The 20,230-nt window shown below is 43.9% G+C and carries 17 protein-coding genes; 14 read left to right on the top strand and 3 right to left on the bottom strand.

Features of this window, described 5'->3' with window-relative positions:
* Positions 1–98 precede the first annotated feature (98 nt).
* Both QUB52_RS08185 and QUB52_RS08180 read right to left on the bottom strand, forming a co-directional pair.
* Positions 99–2,435, bottom strand: coding sequence for a GumC family protein (locus QUB52_RS08185; RefSeq protein ID WP_265234011.1), 2,337 nt, complete (start codon positions 2,433–2,435; stop codon positions 99–101).
* 136 nt (positions 2,436–2,571) lie between these two features.
* A complete protein-coding gene (locus tag QUB52_RS08180) occupies positions 2,572–4,053 on the bottom strand; it encodes a polysaccharide biosynthesis/export family protein (protein WP_332972887.1) in 1,482 nt (493 codons plus the stop codon).
* Between the two features lie 59 nt (positions 4,054–4,112).
* On the opposite strand from QUB52_RS08180, the gene QUB52_RS08175 reads away from it, so the two are divergent.
* From QUB52_RS08175 to QUB52_RS08110, 14 genes are all read left to right on the top strand, one after another.
* On the top strand, positions 4,113–4,337 hold the full coding sequence (locus QUB52_RS08175; RefSeq protein ID WP_332972888.1) for a hypothetical protein: 225 nt from the start codon (positions 4,113–4,115) through the stop codon (positions 4,335–4,337).
* A gap of 27 nt (positions 4,338–4,364) precedes the next feature.
* On the top strand, positions 4,365–5,783 hold the full coding sequence (locus QUB52_RS08170) for an O-antigen ligase family protein (protein ID WP_332972889.1): 1,419 nt from the start codon (positions 4,365–4,367) through the stop codon (positions 5,781–5,783).
* 119 nt (positions 5,784–5,902) lie between these two features.
* Complete coding sequence (locus QUB52_RS08165; RefSeq protein ID WP_332972891.1) at positions 5,903–7,237, top strand: flippase; 1,335 nt, start codon at positions 5,903–5,905, stop codon at positions 7,235–7,237.
* Positions 7,234–8,454 (top strand): hypothetical protein, encoded by a 1,221-nt coding sequence (locus tag QUB52_RS08160; protein ID WP_332972892.1) that lies wholly within the window; start codon positions 7,234–7,236, stop codon positions 8,452–8,454. Before QUB52_RS08165 ends, QUB52_RS08160 begins: the two co-directional genes overlap by 4 nt.
* 57 nt (positions 8,455–8,511) lie before the next feature.
* Positions 8,512–9,573, top strand: a complete 1,062-nt coding sequence (locus QUB52_RS08155; RefSeq protein ID WP_332972893.1) for a hypothetical protein — start codon at positions 8,512–8,514, stop codon at positions 9,571–9,573.
* An 18-nt stretch (positions 9,574–9,591) separates the two neighbouring features.
* A complete protein-coding gene (locus tag QUB52_RS08150; protein WP_332972895.1) occupies positions 9,592–10,518 on the top strand; it encodes a glycosyltransferase family 2 protein in 927 nt (308 codons plus the stop codon).
* Positions 10,519–10,539: 21 nt separating this feature from the next.
* Entirely contained in the window at positions 10,540–11,790 is a 1,251-nt protein-coding gene (locus QUB52_RS08145; protein ID WP_332972896.1) for a glycosyltransferase family 4 protein, read from the top strand.
* 315 nt (positions 11,791–12,105) lie between these two features.
* Complete coding sequence (locus tag QUB52_RS08140; protein ID WP_321161534.1) at positions 12,106–12,987, top strand: glycosyltransferase family 2 protein; 882 nt, start codon at positions 12,106–12,108, stop codon at positions 12,985–12,987.
* Position 12,988: 1 nt separating this feature from the next.
* Positions 12,989–14,143 carry a glycosyltransferase family 4 protein gene (locus QUB52_RS08135; RefSeq protein ID WP_332968748.1) on the top strand — a complete coding sequence of 385 codons (1,155 nt, stop codon included), beginning with the start codon at positions 12,989–12,991 and terminating at the stop codon, positions 14,141–14,143.
* A gap of 177 nt (positions 14,144–14,320) precedes the next feature.
* The gene (locus QUB52_RS08130) at positions 14,321–15,550 is read left to right on the top strand and encodes a glycosyltransferase family 4 protein (RefSeq protein WP_265234001.1); all 1,230 of its coding nucleotides are present in this window, start codon (positions 14,321–14,323) and stop codon (positions 15,548–15,550) included.
* A 60-nt stretch (positions 15,551–15,610) separates the two neighbouring features.
* On the top strand, positions 15,611–16,693 hold the full coding sequence (locus QUB52_RS08125; RefSeq protein WP_265234000.1) for an NAD-dependent epimerase/dehydratase family protein: 1,083 nt from the start codon (positions 15,611–15,613) through the stop codon (positions 16,691–16,693).
* Positions 16,694–16,768: 75 nt separating this feature from the next.
* Complete coding sequence (locus QUB52_RS08120) at positions 16,769–17,614, top strand: WecB/TagA/CpsF family glycosyltransferase (RefSeq protein ID WP_265233999.1); 846 nt, start codon at positions 16,769–16,771, stop codon at positions 17,612–17,614.
* A gap of 295 nt (positions 17,615–17,909) precedes the next feature.
* Positions 17,910–18,104, top strand: a complete 195-nt coding sequence (locus QUB52_RS08115; RefSeq protein ID WP_332972897.1) for a hypothetical protein — start codon at positions 17,910–17,912, stop codon at positions 18,102–18,104.
* A 37-nt stretch (positions 18,105–18,141) separates the two neighbouring features.
* Positions 18,142–18,465, top strand: coding sequence for a hypothetical protein (locus QUB52_RS08110; RefSeq protein ID WP_332972898.1), 324 nt, complete (start codon positions 18,142–18,144; stop codon positions 18,463–18,465).
* 441 nt (positions 18,466–18,906) lie between these two features.
* Here QUB52_RS08110 and QUB52_RS08105 read toward each other — a convergent pair whose 3' ends face one another.
* Positions 18,907–19,782, bottom strand: coding sequence for a class I SAM-dependent methyltransferase (locus QUB52_RS08105; protein ID WP_332972899.1), 876 nt, complete (start codon positions 19,780–19,782; stop codon positions 18,907–18,909).
* Positions 19,783–20,230: the final 448 nt, after the last annotated feature.

The raw sequence follows: 20,230 nt of genomic DNA, 5'->3' as shown, positions 1-20,230 counted from the left end.
TTCTTTCTCAAATGGTACTTTTCTCAAAAAATGACGGTGCAGCTTGCTTGTGCAATTCCGATCGAGGAAGGCGGCGCGCCGCCTGCATCAAAATTTGTCTAATTTTGATTTTTTGTACCTAAAGCGATTTTTTGGTCGTAGAGCGTCTCTAAACCGATCGGGCGCTGGCGATAGCTATGACGGTCGTTTTTGCAGCCGTTAGCCACGATTCCCAAGACGGAAGCTCCAGAAAATTTTAATTCTTCTAAAACTTTGCTAACTTGCGATCGATCTGTTTTACCAATTTGCACCACCATAATCGTAGCGTCGGTGTGAGCTGCGATCAAGTGGGCGTCTGCCAAGCCTGATAGGGGCGGGGTATCATAAATCACTAAGTCAAAAAATGCTTGAAACTGCTCCATCAGATACTGCATTTTTTTGGAAGAAAGCAGCTTGATCGGATCGGCGGGAATTTGGCCGGCGGTAAGTACGAACAAATTCTCTTGGTTGGGCGCTCGCTGAATCGCATCGTTGAGGCTGAGATCTGTGGAGATGGCATCGCCCAGGCCGCGCACGTTCGGCAGTCCTAGCTTAGTATGCAGTTGCGGGCAGCGCAAATCGGCATCTACTAACAATACTCGCTGTCCGACTGCTGCTGCTGTGGCTGCCAGGTGCAAAGCTACTGTAGATTTGCCGTCTCCAGCTACGGCCGAGCTCACTAAGAGCGATCGAATCGCCGTACCTGCACTGAGCAAGTGAATGTTCGTGTAGAGCGATCGAAATGCTTCTAAAAATTGATAGTCTAACTCCCTAAAAATACTTTGCCCCAGCATCGGAGCAGTAGGTGCAGCTTCGAGCGGTTCGAGAACTTGCACTTGCGACTTCGACGACGATCGAGCCGATGTTAGTTTCCTTGGTCTGGCTGGCGGTCTGCGCTTGACTTTTTTGGTAAACGGAATAACCCCTAGCACCGGCAATCTTGTGGCTGTTCTCAGCGATTCTGGAGTGTGGAAAACATTATTTAGCACCTCTACTAGCAAGCCGACTGCTATGCCCAGCAGACTACTTAAAATTACTGCCAGCACTAACTGTTTTTTGGTTTGTTTGACGGTAGCTGTGACAAACTTGCCGAATTTGTCTAGCGGAATTTCTGGAGGATTGATCAGTACCCAAGGTATTTGCTGCTGAGCTGCATCAATCCGCAAAGCTTCTCGTTTTGCCAAAAAGTCTGAAAAACTCTTAGTAACTACTTGCAGTTCCCGCTGTAAATTGTCGTATTGCCGCGTTGTCACTGAAAAATTTCTGATTTTTTGGTTGAGATCTTTTTGTAATTGAGTCATTTCGCGATCGCGCGCCTCAACTTCTTGGATTTGGCTGCTTAAATTTGCCATCACCACTTCTTTGGCTTGTTGACTTGCTGTCAAAATCAGTTCTTCCCGACTTTTTCGCAACGCTAAAACGGGCAAACTGTCATCTCTGTATTGAGCTAATTTTAGGGAGAGGTCTGAGTCTATTTTCTGGATTTGGCCTAAGAGTCCGCCGTAAGCTTGTCCTTGGGTCATCAACACGCCAACTGGGTTATTTTGATTGACTAATTTTTGATAACTTTGGTAGAGAGTACGCATCCCTTTTAACTGTACTTGGAGTCCTACTTGCTGTCCCCGAATGCTTTGAACTTGTTCTGACAGAGATTTTCCCTCTAGCTGGGGGTCAAACAAGTTACTATCCTGCCGCAGTCTTTGGACTTGTAGTTGCAGAACTTCGACTCTTTCTCGGAGCTTGGGCATCTCCATATCTATAAATTTAATGCCTTGATTAATGCCCGTCAGCCGCTGCTGCAAGCTATATTCTAGATAAGCTTTAGAAATTTTATCCAATACGCCATAAATTCTCTTTGGGTCTGAATCTTTGTAGCGAACTTCTAAAATTTTTGTGCCTTGTTGTTTGCCATCTTTTCCGTAGCTGACGCGGCTGATAGACAGTTTTGACATCATTTCGCTGTAGGTCAGGTTGGGATTCCAAGCTCGCAATTCCTGAAGCACTGGCTGCATCATTTTGGGACTGCGCAAAATTCTAATTTGGGTTTCGTAGTCTACTAAGCTAATCCCTTCTATATTAATTTTTGCTAAATCGGCAGCGACGGTGTTGTCTAATTGTTTGGATAGCAAACCTTCAGCGGTGGCTGGTTCTACTAACAGGGAAAAGGAGCCTTCATACTCGAGCGTTATCTTTTTAGAAGTCAGGAAGATCGCTGTTCCGGCAAGGGCGCTCAAAGCAATGGTGGCTGCTGCCATGACCAGGATACGGCGGCGCAGGACTCCTAACAGCCAGGACAAGTCTAGCTTTTCTTCCTCTGTCTCCTCGACAAACCTATCTCTGTAGTTCTGAGCCGAGAAGTCGGGCAGTTTGCCCTTTGATTTAGGTGTGAAGGGTTGGTAATCTTGTCTGCTATCCATATTCAGCCTGGGTATTTTTGAGGTTTATATTTGTGATGTTGATATTTTTGAAGCTGCCACGCCACGACGCCAGAAATCCTATTGTTTAATTTATTCTAGCCTTTCCCACGAATTATCCACCTCACCAGCAACGTTCTTACCTGAATAAATTTCGGAAAACGTTTATAAAATTTAACACTCCGGTAGCTGGTCCGACAGGCCCGACTACAGCGTTCATGCGGTCTACGAAGTTGACGAGACCGCTGCGGGAAACGATAATCATGTCGTTGTTCCGAAGTTGAGGATTTACTTCTTCGTTAATGCCTTGAGTTAAATCAACTTCGATCGTCCGTTTAGTAGCTGTACCGTCGGTATTGAGGCGGACTAGCTCAATTTTATTCCTTTTAGCTCTCGTATTCTCGTAGCCAAAAAAACCTCTAGAAATTAAAGCTTGATTCAGCGTGGCATTAGCTGGGAGCCTGACCGGATCGAGGGCTGTTCTGACTTCTCCTACTACATAAACGTTAATGCCGGGGGGAGCAAAGTTAGTGCTAGCCAGCACGCCAGCTTCTGCGGGGTTGACTATCGTGGCTTTGGGTACGAGGATCGTGTCTCCCTCCTGGAGGATGGTATCTTGGGCGCCGTCGCCGGACTCTAGGAACTGCCACAGGTTGACTGGGATAATTTGTTCGCCTCTTCTGGTGACGCGGCGCACTTGGATTTGCCGGATGTCGGCATCGGAGGTGATGCCCCCGGCTAGCTGAATGGCGCGGATGACGGTGGGGAAGCCTTCGCGACTGGCGTCGTTTGTGGTGTTGCCACCGATGACGACGTAAGCCCCCGGGCGGGTGACTTGGCCGACGATCGAGATCGATCGAGGTTTTTCGGGCGGTGGCGAAAAGTTGGCGATCGCGAATTGGCGCGCTTCTGCTTGGTTGAAGTTAGTGACTGTGGGGATCACAATAGTGTCTCTGTCTTGCAAAATGATGTCTTGAGAGATGTCTCCTTCTTGCAAGAATTTCCACAGGTTGACGTTGAGCACTTGATCCGGGCCGTCTGGTTGGGGACGGCGGACGCGGATGTTGCGGATGTCGGCGACACCCGTGACGCCTTCTGCGAGTCTAATCGCTTGGGTGACGGTGGGATACTGCACACTCGGCGCGACCCCCGGCCCTGGAGTCAGGGTAATGATGAAGTTTCCGGGCCTGGTGACTTCTCCGATCACGCCGACGTTCAGGGGGCGGGCGGCGACGAGGCTGACTGTGACTACCGGGTCTTTGAGGACGCGCAGGTAGGCGTTGCGGATGATGTTGGTGGCTTCTACTAAGGTGCGGCCGCGGATGGAGATCAGACCGATCAGGGGAAGGTTGACAGAACCGTCTGAGAGGACTTCGTACCCCCGGGTGAGTTCTGGTACTTCGAGTATTTCTACTTGGATGCGATCGCCGCCACCGAGTTTGTACCTTTCGGGCGATCGTCCAACGCCCCCCGATGGTGTTGTAACTGCGCCGGGACGCAATTGCAGTTGCGCCGTTGCACCAAGCGGGAACCCAAGGGAAATACTCGCGCAGGCGATCGTCCACAATGTCAAACTCAAGAGGGGTGCGGTTATTTTTTTGGGGAAATCAGCGTTAACCACAGGCTACCTATTTTATCTGAGGATCATTCACCAGTTTAATCGCTCACCATTGAAATGCCATGTCGATCGCAGATACAAAGAAAAAAAATCATCAAATTTTCTTCCCCTTCCCTCAAAGCACTTATCTAGAAGGCAGAATTCACAAAAACCTGATTCCCGAACCCCTCTCCTCCTACCTCACCAACCAACAATTTAGATCCGCAGCAGCTTACATAGAAAGATCGCGGGCGACAACTGCCTCGGTTTATTGTTATTTTGGTGGAATTAGCCCGCTGCTAAATTGATCTTTTTATCAGAGAGAGTAAATATTTATGGCGAGAATGATTAAGGAACTAATTCTCAGCAATAATTTGTTGCTGATGATATTGGGTGTCAGCGGATTGATAATCACTATGTTGATATTTCAGATTGCCAGCAAAAAAATTATAGGTATTACTTTTGAAAAATGTTTTGCTGTTCTGTACATTTTCATGTCTCCTCACGTTAATCTACCTCCTTTTAATTATATGCATTTCATCAATATCACTGATGCTGATGGTGGCGCAATTAAGCAGCTTCCTTTTGTGTTTTATCCCTGGATAATTCTTGTTCTTTCTGGAAGATTTATTGATTTTTTTAAATATAGATTTGTTGAAGGCTTGTCATTTGTCGTCCTGAGAAATCCTGGTTTTTCGCTGTATTGTTTGCTACCAATAACATCCACACTGTGGTCCCTAGTTCCTGAGATTACGCTGAAAGCGGGGATAGCATTTACAGGTTTTACTGTTGTTGCTTTTTATATAGGTGCGCGATATGAGTGGCACGAACTATCAGCCTTAGTGCGATGGGGCTATACCTCGATCGGTATAGTTAGTTTTTTGCGATACCCGAATGTGACACGGGAATTATCAGGAATTACGAGTCACAAAAATTCTCTGGGTAGCATCATGGTAGTAAGTACGGCACTTTGGTATCTGCACTATTCCCAAGGTGCTAAAACTCAGAAAGAACGCTGGATAGCTCTGGGATTCATGTTGTTTTCCTTTTATTTGGTGAGAGCTACTAGCTCCGGTGGTTCTTTAGTTAATAGTTTGATGCTGATAGTTATAGTATCATCTTTGAGTTTTTTGAGCAAGTTAAAGTTTCAATGGGCATTTACTTCTATTGTCGGTTTTACGGTATTGGGGATCATTTCCAGCGTTTATATAATAGACAATTTAGAGTCCATTGTTGTCGGAGGTTTGGGAAAGGATTTGACTTTGACAGGACGCACGGAGTTCTGGCCACAATTAATCGCGGCAGCCAATCAGCGTCCTTGGTTTGGCTATGGATTTGATGGATTTTTTCAACAAGCTTTACTGGGCGATAAAACCCCAGCTTATTTTGTATATACTCCGAATGGATTTCAACCGAAAACGGCTCATAATGGCGGTATATCAGTATTGCTCTCTTTCGGTTATCCAGGACTCCTACTAATCTTAGTTTCTCTGTTAACCAATCTAATTTTTGCCGTCCGGGAACTGAGCCGACGCCCGCTATCTGAATCGGGAATACCGATTATTTACTTAGTTTTTATTGTTTTGAATAACTTAACTGAAGGTTCTATCGGTGATCTTGGGGATGTGTGGCTTGCCTACGTGTTAATCACAGTTAGACTCAGTATCGATAGTAGCAAATCTCCATCCAGCAACCGCCGCATTTACGGAGGAGATTTGGTGCAGCGAGATCCATCCAGATTGAATCATGATTAACTTGCAGAAGTTAAAAATCGATCGAACTATGATATACTAAATTAATGAGCCTGGTTTTTGATTAATTCCCCAGCGCTCGAAAAGTATATTTATTTCTGACAAGGACTGAAAACTTTCTGATGTTAGATAAGCTAAATGCGGTCAGTCAAAAGCTCGGCCCCGGCCTCCGCCAGGTACTCGGCAACCTGGCTTGGCTGTTGACAGACCAAATTTTGCAGATGGCTCTGGGTCTGCTGGTGGGAGTGTGGGTAGCTAGATATCTAGGCCCGGAACAATTTGGCTTAATCAATTATGCGATCGCCTTTGTGTCCCTGTTTGCCTCGGTAGCAACGATGGGATTGGGTACTCTGGTAGTGCGCGACATTGCTCGCAATCCCGACTGCAAAGAAGAGACTCTGGGAACTGCTTTTGCCATACAATTAGCAGGCGGAATCATCACTTTACTGCTAACGGTAACAGTGATTTCGATACAAAATCCCAATGACAACTTAACTCGTTGGCTGGTGGGGATCATCGCCGCCGGAACTATTTTTCAGTCCTTTGAAACAATCAATTTTTGGTTTCAATCTCAAGTTCAATCTAAGTATACTGTTGTTGCTAAAAATTGCGTATCATTACTGGTTGCAGGACTCAGAATCGGATTAATTCAACTCAAAGCACCGCTGATTGCTTTTGCTTGGTTGAGGTTGGGAGAGGTAGCATTGGCGGGATTGGCGATCGCCATTGTCTATCAAAGCAGGGGAAATGATTTAAAGCTGTGGCGAGTCAGTTGGCAGCGAGGCAAACAATTGCTTCAGGAAAGTTGGCCGCTGGTGATGTCGAGCTTAGCAGTGTTTATTTATTCTAAAATCGATCAGATTATGCTCGGTTCTATAGATAAAACTGAGTTGGGATATTATGCAGTTGCAGTCAAACTATCGGAAATCTGTGATTTTTTGCCTGTGATCATCGCTTCTTCTATTTTCCCTAAACTCGCACAATTAAGAGAAAAAAATTATGGCGAATACTTAAAAAACTTTCAGATTTACTCAGATGCCATGTTATTTTTGTGGTTGGGAGTGGCATTACCAATCTCTCTGCTAGCTCCTTTCATAGTCCAGACTCTCTACGGCGCTCAATATACAGAGTCAGCCCGGGTGTTATCAATCTACGTTTGGGCTCAATTTGGCAGTAACTTCGGCATCGCTAGAAATACCTATTTTGCCTTAGAAGGTCAACTGCGATACGGTCTTTACTTGACATTTATTGGCTCATTTTTTAATATAGTATTGAACTATCTACTGATTCCTAAATATGGAGCTTTTGGAGCAACTACGGCAACTTTAATCACTTATTTCTATGTAATTATTTTAGTCAATTTTTTGATTAAAGAACTGAGACCTTTTGGCAATTTAATCCTGAATTCGCTGAATTTATACAAGGCTGCTTCCAGGCTGAGAGGATTGATCAAATGATTGAAATTAAACCCAAGCTCGAACATCGATCGCACTGTCCCTCATCTGGCCAAATACTCAAACCTGTCAAAGTATTGTGGCAAGGTGCCCGCGTCTGTGTTGTGTCTGAGTCTCCAGGAGGCGGCGAAATCATTGACGAGTTGAGAATTGGCCACGCCGCTAAAACTGCTTACAGCATTAACTTAGCTGAAGGAACAACATTTAGTGAGGACAACTATGCAGAAGAATTTTTAGCAAAACCCTTGCTCAAATCTCTGCAAAATCCTCAAAACGAACAGCTAGAAATTTCTCAAGAAACATTCAAATCTTGCGATCGGGTAATCGTATTAAACTGCATTGATTATCTTTACGGACACAGCCTTTTAAAGTTGCTCAACGCACAGAGGCATTTAGAATCTCACCCAGAATTGGGTTTAATTGTCATTGTCCAAAAATTTATGAGGTGGATGGTTCCCGAAGGAGTTGCCGAAGTCTGGACAGTACCTGTATCGCTGAAAAATGGTCAGTGTTACTATCCTAGTTTTGGGGATTTTGTTAGCAAACAGTTAGAACGTTTTGATGAAGTTTACGTAAGCAAAGCCTATTCTCATCCCAGTAAATTTGATATTAGTAAATTTACTGGGGTTCCCAAACACGATTTTGACAAAGAAGAATACAAAATTACTTTTGTTTGGCGGGAAGATCGGCTGTGGTGCAATAATTTACTTTTCAAAGTTTGCCGAAAATTAAACTTGCTGCAAATTCCTTTAAGTATTCAAAATTGGCAAGTGCACAGGTTGTTTACAAAAATGCAAAAATTGCTGCCTTCAGCTAAGTTTGCAGTTGCAGGTTTAGGCAAAAGCACTAGCTTTCCTGAGTGGGTAGAAGATTTAAGAGTGGATAAGTTTGATGAAAAAACTGAGAGGAAAATGTGTCAGGTTTATGCTGAGAGTCGCTTGGTGATTGGCATTCACGGTTCCAATATGTTGCTGCCTTCGGGGCACGCTGGTATGACGATCGATATGATTGATGAAAGGTGGGGCAATTTTGCTCAAGATATTTTATATCAGGAAACAGACGCCAGACTGTCTTCGTTTCGCTATCGATATCTGCCGCTGGCGACTAGCTTGAAAAACTTAGCACATATTGGTTCTGAAATGATTCTCAAACGCTCGGATTTCTATTTTCACATGACGGGCGATTCCCTACCCTTCGGGAACGCTTCGCGAACGGGATAGCTTCGCTTCACGGCTTTAATTGACTTTACACCTTAAAGATAACAGGAGATATACACCATGAATGACAGCGGTTCTGTTTACATAGTTACTGGAATGTGCTGTGATGAAGAAGGCCAGGAAAGTAAATATCCCCAGGGATCGAATGCGAAATCTTCATCGGAAAAATTTCAATCAGTTTACTGGCGATGTGCTGTGCTATATTTTGCTTCCAGCGTTAGAAATAACCTGGAAGCTCAGCATATCTTATTTACGAATGCCGATCGCATTCCAAATCTTGAAAGCTTTAACACCGTTGATTTTTTTGACAAAATCGGAGTTAAAGTTGTCCAGATTCCATTTACCTATCAGCCACCAATTGAATATTACCCCGCCTTTAGAAGTACGTTTTTTAAGTTTGACATCATTCAATATTTGAAAAATAATTCTGAGTTAAACGATCGCTGTATCGCTTTAGACTCTGACTGCGTGTGGGTAAACTCCGCCGATCGCATAATTGCCGATATTGAAAAAGAAGGTTTGGTAACATACGATTTGTACGAGCCTGACGACAAAAAAATCAGCGGTTTAACCAGGCGAGAAATGCAGACAATTTATGAGGAATTAGGCTATAAAGTAGATGAGCCTCCCAAGTATTTTGGTGCAGAATTTATCGTAGGAAGTGGTAAGCACATTAAAATATTGTCCGACGAAGTAGACTCGATCTGGGAGACTTGCTTGCAAAGATTTGCCGAAGGGAAGACAAAATTTTATACAGAAGAGCAGATGCTCACCTACATTTACAATAAGCTGGGATATGCTCGCGGCAGTGGGAATGCTTACTTTAATCGAGTGTGGACATCGCCGATCTACTATACAGCAACTGAGGCTGATTTCAAAATGGATGTGTGGCATTTGCCAGCCGAAAAAGGATACGGAATTAAGCGACTTTTTGCACAAGTTGCTAATCCCAACTCAGATTTTTGGAATGTGCCTGTAGGAGAACAGTTTACTAAATATATTGCGGGTTATGTAGGAATACCAAAACGCAATATTTCTAAGACTGTTTGGGATGTGTTTGACAATAAAATTTCTGGTCTCAAAAGGAGATTGTCGAAAGTCACAAGTGTTGTCCGCAATTAGCATAGTGGAGTTCTGTAAATGTTCGATCGACCATTAAAAACCCCCGTCGCGTTTATTATTTTCAAACGCCCGGAAGAAACCCAGAGAGTATTCGCTGAAATTCGCAAAGTTAAGCCGTCGAAGTTGTTAGTAGTTGCTGACGGGCCGCGGCCGGATAGACCTGGAGAAGACACACAATGTGCTGCTACTCGCGCAATCATTGAGCAGGTGGATTGGGAATGCGAAGTTTTGCAAAATTATGCCGATCGCAATTTGGGCTGTCGTCAGCGAGTTTCTAGCGGGCTAGATTGGGTGTTTGATACGGTGGAAGAGGCGATTATTATTGAGGATGATTGTTTGCCTGATAGTACATTTTTTTACTTTGCAGAAGAGTTGCTCGAACGCTACCGATACGACGAACGAATTATGTCGATATCTGGTCAAAACGTGCAGTTTGGAAAGCAGCGAACTGATTATAGCTACTACTTTTCTCGCTACACTCACTGCTGGAGTTGGGCGAGTTGGAGGCGAGCTTGGCGACACTACGATTTAGATATGAAGCTATGGCCTTCGGTTCGAGATGGCAATTTTTTGATGGATATATTGGGAGATGCTCATGCTGCCAAAATCTGGACTAAAACTTGTCAGTTGTGTTACGAAGGATCAATTGACACTTGGGATTTTCAGTGGACATTTGCGAGTTTTATTCAAAATGGTTTGAATATTTTGTCTAATGTCAATTTAGCAGCAAATATCGGACACGGAACGGGGGGAACTCATACCGATGATATCAACAGTCCCTACAATAATATGTCTGTTGAACCGATCGCCTTTCCTCTCAAACATCCTCCGTTTGTGATTCGCGACGCCCAAGCTGATAACTTCACTCAGGATAGTTTATATGATTACGATCCGAAATTGGTCAAGAAAGTACAACGAAAAATTAAACAATTGTTGAGTAAGTAGACCTGAGTTAAGGATGTTTTGATGAAAGTTCTGCTGGTAAGTAATTACGATCTTAAAGGTGGTGCTGCGAGGGCGACTTATCGCCTGCACCAGGGCTTGCAAAGTATCGGGGTAAATTCCGAAATCTTGGCTGGTTATAAGTCTAGTGATGATGAAACGGTACGGTTGATGCCGACAAAGTTAGGAGAAAAGTTTAAGAGTCTCCGATCTAAATTAAATAGATTGCCGTTAAAACTGTATCCAAAATTAGGTCAGGTAATTTTTTCGCCGCAATGGGTTCCTGATTCCCTGGCATCGGAAGTTGCCAAAATCAACCCAGATGTGATTAATTTGCACTGGGTTTGTGAAGGTTATATGCAGATTGAAACCCTGGCAAAGTTTAAGAAACCTGTGGTTTGGACGCTGCACGATATGTGGGCGTTTACGGGTGGATGTCACTATAGTGAAAATTGCGATCGCTATCTTGATGCTTGCGGTGCTTGTCCGCAACTGCACAGCACTAAGGATGCGGATATTTCTCGTTGGATTTGGCAGCGCAAAGCTGAAGCTTGGCAAAATTTGGATTTGACTTTGGTAACTCCGAGTCATTGGTTGGCTGAATGCGCGAAATCTAGTTCTTTGTTGAAAAAATATCCAGTTAAAGTAATTGCGAATGGTCTTGATGCTGAACTCTACAAGCCGCTGAACCGCCCGCAGGTGAGAGATAGTTTGAATTTGCCTCAACATAAACAGTTGGTGTTGTTTGGGGCGATGCAGGGAACGGGCGATCGCTGGAAGGGTTTTCCGTTGCTGGTTCCGGCTCTGCAAAGGCTGAGTCAGTCGGGATGGCAAGACAAAATTGAACTTTTGGTTTTCGGTTCTTCTCAACCTGAAAATCCGATCGATGTTGGTTTCAAAACTCATTATTTAGGCAGGCTGGATGATGCTGCTTTGTCAAAGGTTTATGCGGCGGCGGATGTGATGGTTGTGCCGTCGCGGTACGAAGCTTTTGGTCAAACGGCATCGGAAGCCTTGGCGTGCGGTACGCCTGTGGTGGCTTTTGATGTGACGGGATTAAAAGATATTGTCGATCGCCAGCACAATGGTTATTTAGCCCAACCCTATGACAGTGAGGATTTAGCGCGAGGGATTGCTTGGGTGCTAGAAGATTCAGAGCGACACCAAAAGCTTTGTCGCAACGCACGAGAGAAAGTTGAAGCAAAGTTTACATTAGAAGTGCAAGCTCGCGAGTATCAAAACCTTTTTCAAGAAGTTTGCCAAGATCCTAATTAGGTAAAACTAATTAGATGTAAAACTTGTAGGGTATTCAGAATGTCGGTTTTTGAGTGTGTATTGGTATATTTTCGGACAGTGGACGTGTTGATTGCTACAATCACCCCGTCAGGCAATTATCGTCGGGGCAAAGCTAGAAAATCAAAAAATAAACTATCGAGTAAATATCTTGATAGTTGGGGCAAACTAAGTTAATAATTGGATAGGACTCGAAGTCGATCGGCATTGTCGATCGCCCGAAGACTGTTTTCTACCATTTTTGCACAAACAGCCAAATATTTGATATAGATGGAGCAGATAAGTATAGCAGTCCTGATGACTTGCCATAACCGCAAGTTAAAGACTTTGGCCACTCTAGAGTCGCTGTTCAAGCAAAAATTAACAAGTGAAATTGCACTCAATGCTTATCTGGTAGATGATGGCAGCACTGATGGCACAGCCGCAGCGGTACAGCAAACATACCCTCAAGTCAAGATTTTTTCGGGAGATGGTAACTTATTTTGGAATGGAGGAATGCGGGTGGCTTTCAGCGAAGCCATCAAAGACGATCCAGACTACTATGTCTGGCTCAACGACGACACCGTACTCGATCCAGAAGCTTTAAACGACCTGTTGACCACCAGTAGCGAGCTAATGAAAAAAGGAGAAGAAAAGGCGATCGTTGCCGGCTCTACTCGCGATCCAGAAACAGGTAATTTTACTTACGGCGGTATAGTCAAGATTACCCCATTACTTCCCTTTAAATTTCGCTTCCTCCAACCAACAAAAGCAGCTCAGCCTTGTGACAGCATGAATGGTAACTTCGTGTTAATTCCCCGCAGCGTCGTTGAACTGGTTGGCAATCTCGATCCAGCCTTTATTCATTATTTATCAGATTGGGAATACGGTCTGCGTGCTAGACAAAAAGGCTGTACAGTTTGGATAGCTCCAGGATATCAAGGAACTTGTTCTCCCAATCCGCAGTCAACCACAACAGCGGCTGCCAATATGAGTGAAGGTTTGCAAAAAATGAACCAACCCAAGGGTTTAGCTTTTAAAGATGCTACCCTTCAACCCTGGGAAGAGTGGAAAGTGTTTGCTCAGCGTCACGGTGGTTTATTCTGGCCAGTGTATTGGTTGCTACCTTACAGAAGGTTAGTTTGGTTTTCAGTTTTGAGCAAGCTGGGATTGACTAAAAACAAAACTGAAGGTGAATAGCATGGTCGATGGAGATGATTTGCGCGTCGCTTGGCTGGTTCCAGAAGTAGAATTGGGTGCCTATTGGCAGCCTGTATTGAGAGAATTTACAAAAGTATATAAAAATACTGTGTTTTATACTGGTCGCGTTTGGTCTGGGTTCGATCCGACGCTACCAGGAGCATCAGCAATTAAGTTGGTAGGGGAGACTAAATTTGTCGAGACGGAAAAGATAGAAACAGGATACGATCGCGGTTTCATCGCAGTGTCCCCTAGCATAATCGGTCACTTGCTCAAATTTAGACCTCAAGTAGTTTTTCCGCAAGCTTTTTCTTTGTGGACTGTCTTAGTAATTCTCCTCAAACCGCTTTGTCAATGGCGAGTTGCAATTATCTATGATGGTAGTTCTCCGAACACGGATTTTCGAGATTCGAGCTTTCGGACATTCGCCAGACGCATTCTAGCTAAGTTTGCCGATGCTTTTGTTTCTAACAGCCAAGCCGGGAAAAGATATTTGGTGGAGGTTCTCCATGCACCGGAAGAGCAAGTTTTTACGAGAACTTATTTAGTTCCCGATGCGGAAACGCTGCTAAAACCTTTGACAACAAAAAAGCGGCTCAATTTAGATATCAAAAAACCAGTTTTTTTATATGTGGGAAGGATCACAGCTCGAAAAGGAATTAAAACCCTCTTAGAAGCTTGTGCTATTCTAAAAAAACAAGGATATTCTGATTATACTTTACTAATTGTTGGCAAGGGCGACCAGCAAGATGAGTTGGAAGCTTTTATTAAAGAGCAAGATTTCCCCGATCAAGTAAACTGGGTGGGATGGGTTGATTACGGAAGTTTGGGTGCTTATTTTCAGCTTGCTGATGTTTTTGTTTTTCCTACTTTTGAGGATGTCTGGGGCATGGTTGTACCGGAAGCAATGGTGTTTGGTAAACCGGTATTGTGTTCTAACGGTGCAGCTTCTAGTGAGTTAATTGCGTCAGGGAAAAACGGTTATATTTTCGATCCTAGCAATGCCAAGGAGTTGGCAGAAAAGATGAAGATTTTTATAGATAGTCCTGATTTGATTGAATCGATGGGAGACTATTCGCGGCAGCTAATTTCTCAAAAAACTCCTGAAACAGCAGCTAAAGCTTATGTTGAAGTTACATCTTTTTTGATGAAGTAAGTTGACGGTTGACAGTTGACAGTTGTTAGTTATTAGTTATTGGTTATTGGTTATTGGTTACCAATAACTTCCCGATTCTATCTACAATGCCCGATGCTCAATGCCAAATTCCCAATGCCCAATGCCCAATGCCCAATTCCCGATGCCCGATGCCCGATTACTAATTACTAATTACTGATGAAAATTTTATTATCTGCCTTTGCTTGCGAACCAAATCTGGGATCTGAAGAGGGAGTAGGATGGAATACTGTGATCCAATCTGCTAAACATCACGAAAGTTGGGTATTTACTCGGACGTTTTGTCGATCGTACATTGAAGCAGAACTAGAACGCAATCCAGTCCCAAACCTGCACTTTGTTTATTTTGATCCGTTTGGGTGGAGCGAAGATTGGAAGGGAAAACAGGGATTGCTGCAACTTCACTATTATTTGTGGCAAATCTGGGCTTATTTTATCGCTCGAAAGCTCGATCGCGAAATCGGTTTTGACATAGTACACCACGTAACTTATGTTAAACATTGGTCTCCAAGTTTCCTAGCGCTGTTACCACATCCTTTTATTTGGGGGCCTGTCGGGGGCGCAGAGGCAGCACCAAAGCCTTTTTGGCAAGATTTTAGTCGCCGGGGCAAAATTTACGAAACGCTGCGAGCATTGGCTCAAAGCGTCGGAGAACGCGATCCGTTTGTGGGGCTGACGGCGCGCCGCAGTGCCGTCGCGCTAGCTACTACCGAAGAAACAGCAGCAAGACTGCGATTTCTCAAAGCAAAAAATGTGAAAATTTTCTCACAAGTCGGTTTATCGCAGCGGGAAATTGAGGAACTCGAAAAATTTCCAACTCCGCCGGATCTACCAATTAGATTTATTAGTGTTGGTCGTCTATTGCACTGGAAAGGGGTACATTTGGGACTCCGTGCATTTGCGGAGGCGAAGCTGGAACAATCGGAATATTGGATTGTCGGAGATGGTCCAGAAAGACAGCGTTTAGAAACTTTGGTGACAGAATTGGGACTGGGAAATAAAGTACATTTTTGGGGAGCTTTACCGCGCAATGAAACTCTTTCAAAAATGGGCGAATCTCACGTTCTTCTCCATCCGAGTTTGCATGACTCTGGCGGTTTTGTCTGCACGGAAATGATGGGGGTTGGCCGTCCGACGATTTGTTTGGATTTGGGTGGCCCAGCTACTCAAGTAACTGCTGAAACTGGCATTAAAGTCGAGGCTACTGATCCGGAAAGTGCAGTAAAAGGTCTAACAGAAGCTATAGTGTATTTAGCACAGGATCGTGAATTGCGATCGCGCTTGGGTCGTGCCGGTCAAAAGCGTGTCAGGGAAATCTATGATTGGGATTTTAAGGGTAATTTTTTTGCCGGATTGTGCGAAAATGTATTTCAAGGAAAATCAGGATAAATTCTGATTTTACCTAGATCTCGCAAAACAAAGAAAACTATATTTTTTAGGCGGTGAAATGTGAGCGTTGCAATCATTACTGGAGCGGCGGGTTTAATTGGGTCTGAGGCTTGTAAGTTCTTTGCCAAACAAGGTTTCGACATAGTTGGTATCGACAACAATATGCGCCAGTTTTTTTTTGGTGCTGATGGTTCTACTAATTGGAACCGCCAACAACTAGAAAAATCACTGGGAACAAAGTATTACCATTTAGATGTGGACATTCGCGACTATGAAGCGATTACCAATATCTTTCAGCGGTACGGCGAGTCGATCGAGTTAGTAATTCACACAGCAGCCCAACCCAGTCACGATTGGGCTTCCCGTGCTCCGAAAATAGACTTTACCGTCAACGCTAACGGTACTCTCAATCTTTTAGAAGTAACTCGCTTGTACTGTCCCAAAGCCGTTTTCATTTTCACTTCTACTAACAAAGTATACGGCGATACGCCCAACAGATTACCTTTAGTTGAATTAGAACATAGGTGGGAAATTGAACCCGGTCACACTTACGAAAACGGCATTCGGGAAGATATGTCAATTGACCAGTGTCTGCACAGTTTGTTTGGTGCTTCCAAAGTAGCCGCTGACATTTTAGTTCAAGAATACGGCCGTTATTTTAATATGAACACGGCTTGTTTTCGCGGTGGCTGTCTGACTGGGCCCAATCATTCTGGAGCTCAATTGCACGGATTCCTCGCCTACTTGATGAAGTGTGCTGTAACAGGAACCCCATACACCGTGTTTGGCTACAAAGGCAAGCAAGTCCGCGACAACATTCACAGTGCTGATTTAATTTCGGCATTTTATGAATATTATAAAGCTCCCAGAAGCGCGCAAGTCTATAATACAGGAGGAGGCCGCTACAGCAACTGTTCGATGTTAGAAGCCATCCAGATGTGCGAGGCAATTGCGGAACGCAAATTTAATTGGACTTATGCTGAAGGGAATCGCATTGGCGATCATATTTGGTGGATTAGCGACAATTCAAAATTCGCCAGTCACTATCCTGACTGGAAAATGAAATATAATGTTAAACAAATCCTACGGGAGATTTATGAATGTAACCGCGAGCGGTGGCTGAAAGAAGGGGCGCAGAATTGAGCTGGACAAAAAAAATGTCCGGGCAATTGTGGTACACGATTGAATACAATGTTAAACCAATCCCACAGGAGGTTTATGACTGTAACGGCAAGTGTTGGCTTAGAGAGGTGTTCCATGATTGATTTAGGGAAAAAGAATGTACTCGGCATCTTAGTAAATGCCCTTAATTATGAAGCTGCTGTCAACAAAATTATGGCGGCAGCCAGCACCAGAACACCACTTTCTGTTTCGGCTCTAGCAGTTCATGGGGTAATGACTGGGGTGCTTGATAGCACTCACCGCTATCGGATCAATCACATTGACTTAGTATTGCCAGATGGTCAACCCGTAAGATGGGCATTAAATTGGCTCTATAATACGGGATTGCCCGATCGAGTTGGCGGGCCAAATGCAATGTTACAAATCTGCGAACGTGCGGCCGAAGAAGGATTATCTATCTATTTGTACGGCTCTAAAGCTTCTGTACTGGAGGCTTTATCTCGCAATCTCTGCCAGCGTTATCCCAAGTTAATTATTGCGGGAACTCAGCCTTCTAAATTTAGGCACGTTTCGCCGGAAGAGAAACAGGAAATTGCCCAGCAAATTCGCAACAGCGGTGCAGCAATTACTTTTGTGGGTTTGGGGTGTCCGCGACAAGAAGTCTGGGCTTATGAATACCGGGACGACTTATCGATGCCACTGATTGCTGTAGGTGCAGCCTACGATTTTCATGCGGGAAATTTGGCTAAATCTCCTGAGTTTTTATCTAAGATAGGTTTGGAATGGTTGTTTCGGCTGGTGAAGGAGCCCCGGCGCCTCTGGCAGCGGTATGTTTTGTTGAATCCGCTTTATATCTGGCTGTTTTTGTTGCAAGCTTTCAAACTCAAAGAGTTCGACCCCAAAGACGCTACGCCACCTGTAGAAGAAGTGTTGTATGGTTGAAATTTCTCTCTTCTGTTGTAAATAGTCAGTTTTGACAAATAAAAAGCCACAAGCCAAAAGTAGAAATAATAATTAATTATTTTGACTGGAGACTTTAAACTTGTGACGATTTAAATCACGAATTAATGGGTTGTTTTCTGTAACTTCAGTTTTGCTTGTTTTGTAAATTACTATCTACGTTACTGAGGAAGTATCAACCGTCCTTGTTGGATCATTTGGAGGACTTGGGTTCGACAGCCCGTGCAGTCGCAGCCTAATTTTATGGTGGCGAGGTTCCGATTTTATCAGAGTTGATTTGTGGCAGCGAGGATTGGCTTTCGTCTTGATTTATATCTGGATTTGCTGCGATTTCGCGATTGAACTCAATGCTACGATTTTGGAAATTGGGGTGCTAGCATTGGCGGGATTTACTGCTAAGAGCATTAAGGCTACAGAACCGGAGCAGCCCAGCAAAGTTAGTAGGTTTTTGTTGACGATTACTCTCCAGTAAACAAGAAGAATTTTATTTTAACAGATCGATCGACAGATTGGATGCGATCGCCCCAGACAGCGCAAGATTAGCCAATCCCCAAGCAGACGGCATCGCTATTTTATCCCTGACACCAAACGTTTTGCCAGATCAGGTGGAGACAAAAATGAGTTTGTCACCCGACTGGTTAGAATTGCTGTTAGACCGGATAGTTGTCAAAAAATCAGAACCAGTCGCAGGAGATTTGAGAACAGAGGGCGGAAATGCGATCGAGTCTTCAACCTTGATCGCGATCGACTTAAAAAATGCACCGACATCTAATAATTCTCCATCACCTCAAGCATTGGCTTTAAAAGGATTCCGCCCTCGCTGGCTGCCCTAAATAAAATCTTTTACAGGACTTACGCAAGAGGTCTAGGGATAGGGGCGATTCCTGAAGAGGGATTGTTCCTACTTTCACACCGTATGTAGAGGTAGTGCGTCAGGGGAGCATCTCAGTTTTGCTTGAATAGTGCGAGTTCATATAGCTTTATGGAAGCTTTGCTATGCAGGGAAACTCGAACCAAGGCAAAAAAGACTTCATTCAGTTGACAGTTGACAGTTGAGGGCGGCCTCTACCTGGAAGGAAGAGGATTGGAGTAATGAATAGTCTACTTTTAATTTCTCCCTACAAGGGAGAGGCTTTAGCCCAATTTTTTCTGGTAATTGTCGAAGTGAGATGCACCCTGCGTAAGTCCTGTCTTAGGTAATGCGAAGCCTTGATGCTGAAATTCTCAAGTTACTAAGAAATTCTCAAAGCTTTATTTCCCTTCCTTCGCTCTTACTAGGGCTTTTTTACAACAATTCTGACTGAATCGTATTTTTTGTGGTCGGGAGCAAGAAATGTTTTCAGTAGTAACTTCCAAGATTGGAATTTACTGTTTTCTTTGGGCTTAGCAATCCCCTTTAATTCCATTGAATTGAACAAATTCAAGATTTTTCTTTCATCATCAATCCAACCGTTGGTAAATAAGCGATAGTAGCCATTAAACTCAGTAGAAATCACCTCAAATCCCACCTGTTTACAGATAGCGCGCAAACTGTCGGCTGTGAAGAAATACAAATGCCTTGGCACATCTAGGTGGAGCCATGCAATCCCTGATGCTTTTAGCGCCATACACGAGTTATTTGGTACTTCCATCACCAATTTGCCACCGTCCACGAGCAAGTCCATAGTATTGCGGAGTGCCAGTAAAGGATCTAGGGTATGTTCCAGTACGTGGTTCATAATAATTATGTCGTACTTTCTCGACGTGATTTCCGGGGGCAAAGATTCAGCAGTGCCATAATATACATCAAGATTTCGTTCCTTGGCGAAAAACAAAGCTTGTCTATCTGGTTCTACTCCCCAGACCTTGTGACCATCTACTTTGAATTCTTCCAGCAGTTTGCCATTGGCGCAACCGATTTCTAATATCTCGTAAGAAGAAGTCCCGAAGTGCTGTTTCCACCATTGAGTTGTGACATCTACTCCCCTATCGAAACGCCAAGCTAGGTGGGTGCGCAATTTATCGAAGAAGGAAATAGAAGAGGCAGATTTTGAGTCGGTAAAGTCTGTATGGTGAGTATAGTAATCGTCGATGTCGTAGAAGCTTTCGATTTGCTTAAGTTCTGGTAGAGGATTAAGGCATCCAAGTTGTGATTTTTGACACCAGTACAATTGAAATGACTCTTTATTTGTTGGTCTTCGCCAATCACCCGGGATCAATAACCAGGGTTTCATACTCTGTCCCGATATAGGACAAACGACGGTAGGACTTAAGGAATTCTGAGTTTGCATTGTAGTTCTCCTTATTTCGGTACTTGATGACTGATCACCAGTGAAGTTGAAGCTTAAATCCTGGCATCAATTATCGTCGTTGAAAATTGTGTATCGTAATACACATTAGATGAGTAGCCTAAAATTATTAGGCTTCAGAAACACATTGCTCCGGGATAGTTTTGAGCTTAACATCTTATTTAAGATAACTCATTTAAGATGTAAGATGAATAGTTCGGACAGTTTTCAATCAGGAATCAGCGTAGAATAGGGTTTCAGGTTCCTTAGAAGCTAAAATTTAAACTGTAGAATGCGGGTTTCAGGCGCTACCCAAAAAATGTCCCGATCG

It is taken from the genome of Microcoleus sp. A6-C6 (assembly GCF_036705955.1).
In the GTDB taxonomy this organism is placed as follows: domain Bacteria; phylum Cyanobacteriota; class Cyanobacteriia; order Cyanobacteriales; family Microcoleaceae; genus Microcoleus.
The sequence above is the reverse complement of the archived record's forward strand: the minus strand, read 5'-3'. Positions and strand labels throughout refer to the sequence as shown.

Excerpts from the sequence above, each read along its gene's own strand:
- QUB52_RS08145 (WP_332972896.1), top strand. The coding sequence starts at position 10,540 with ATGAAAGTTCTGCTGGTAAGTAATTACGATCTTAAAGGTGGTGCTGCG.
- QUB52_RS08170 (WP_332972889.1), top strand. The coding sequence starts at position 4,365 with ATGGCGAGAATGATTAAGGAACTAATTCTCAGCAATAATTTGTTGCTG.
- QUB52_RS08155 (WP_332972893.1), top strand. The coding sequence starts at position 8,512 with ATGAATGACAGCGGTTCTGTTTACATAGTTACTGGAATGTGCTGTGAT.
- QUB52_RS08150 (WP_332972895.1), top strand. The coding sequence starts at position 9,592 with ATGTTCGATCGACCATTAAAAACCCCCGTCGCGTTTATTATTTTCAAA.
- QUB52_RS08120 (WP_265233999.1), top strand. The coding sequence starts at position 16,769 with ATGACTGTAACGGCAAGTGTTGGCTTAGAGAGGTGTTCCATGATTGAT.
- QUB52_RS08175 (WP_332972888.1), top strand. The coding sequence starts at position 4,113 with ATGTCGATCGCAGATACAAAGAAAAAAAATCATCAAATTTTCTTCCCC.
- QUB52_RS08135 (WP_332968748.1), top strand. The coding sequence starts at position 12,989 with ATGGTCGATGGAGATGATTTGCGCGTCGCTTGGCTGGTTCCAGAAGTA.
- QUB52_RS08160 (WP_332972892.1), top strand. The coding sequence starts at position 7,234 with ATGATTGAAATTAAACCCAAGCTCGAACATCGATCGCACTGTCCCTCA.
- QUB52_RS08130 (WP_265234001.1), top strand. The coding sequence starts at position 14,321 with ATGAAAATTTTATTATCTGCCTTTGCTTGCGAACCAAATCTGGGATCT.
- QUB52_RS08165 (WP_332972891.1), top strand. The coding sequence starts at position 5,903 with ATGTTAGATAAGCTAAATGCGGTCAGTCAAAAGCTCGGCCCCGGCCTC.
- QUB52_RS08140 (WP_321161534.1), top strand. The coding sequence starts at position 12,106 with ATGACTTGCCATAACCGCAAGTTAAAGACTTTGGCCACTCTAGAGTCG.
- QUB52_RS08185 (WP_265234011.1), bottom strand. The coding sequence starts at position 2,435 with ATGGATAGCAGACAAGATTACCAACCCTTCACACCTAAATCAAAGGGC.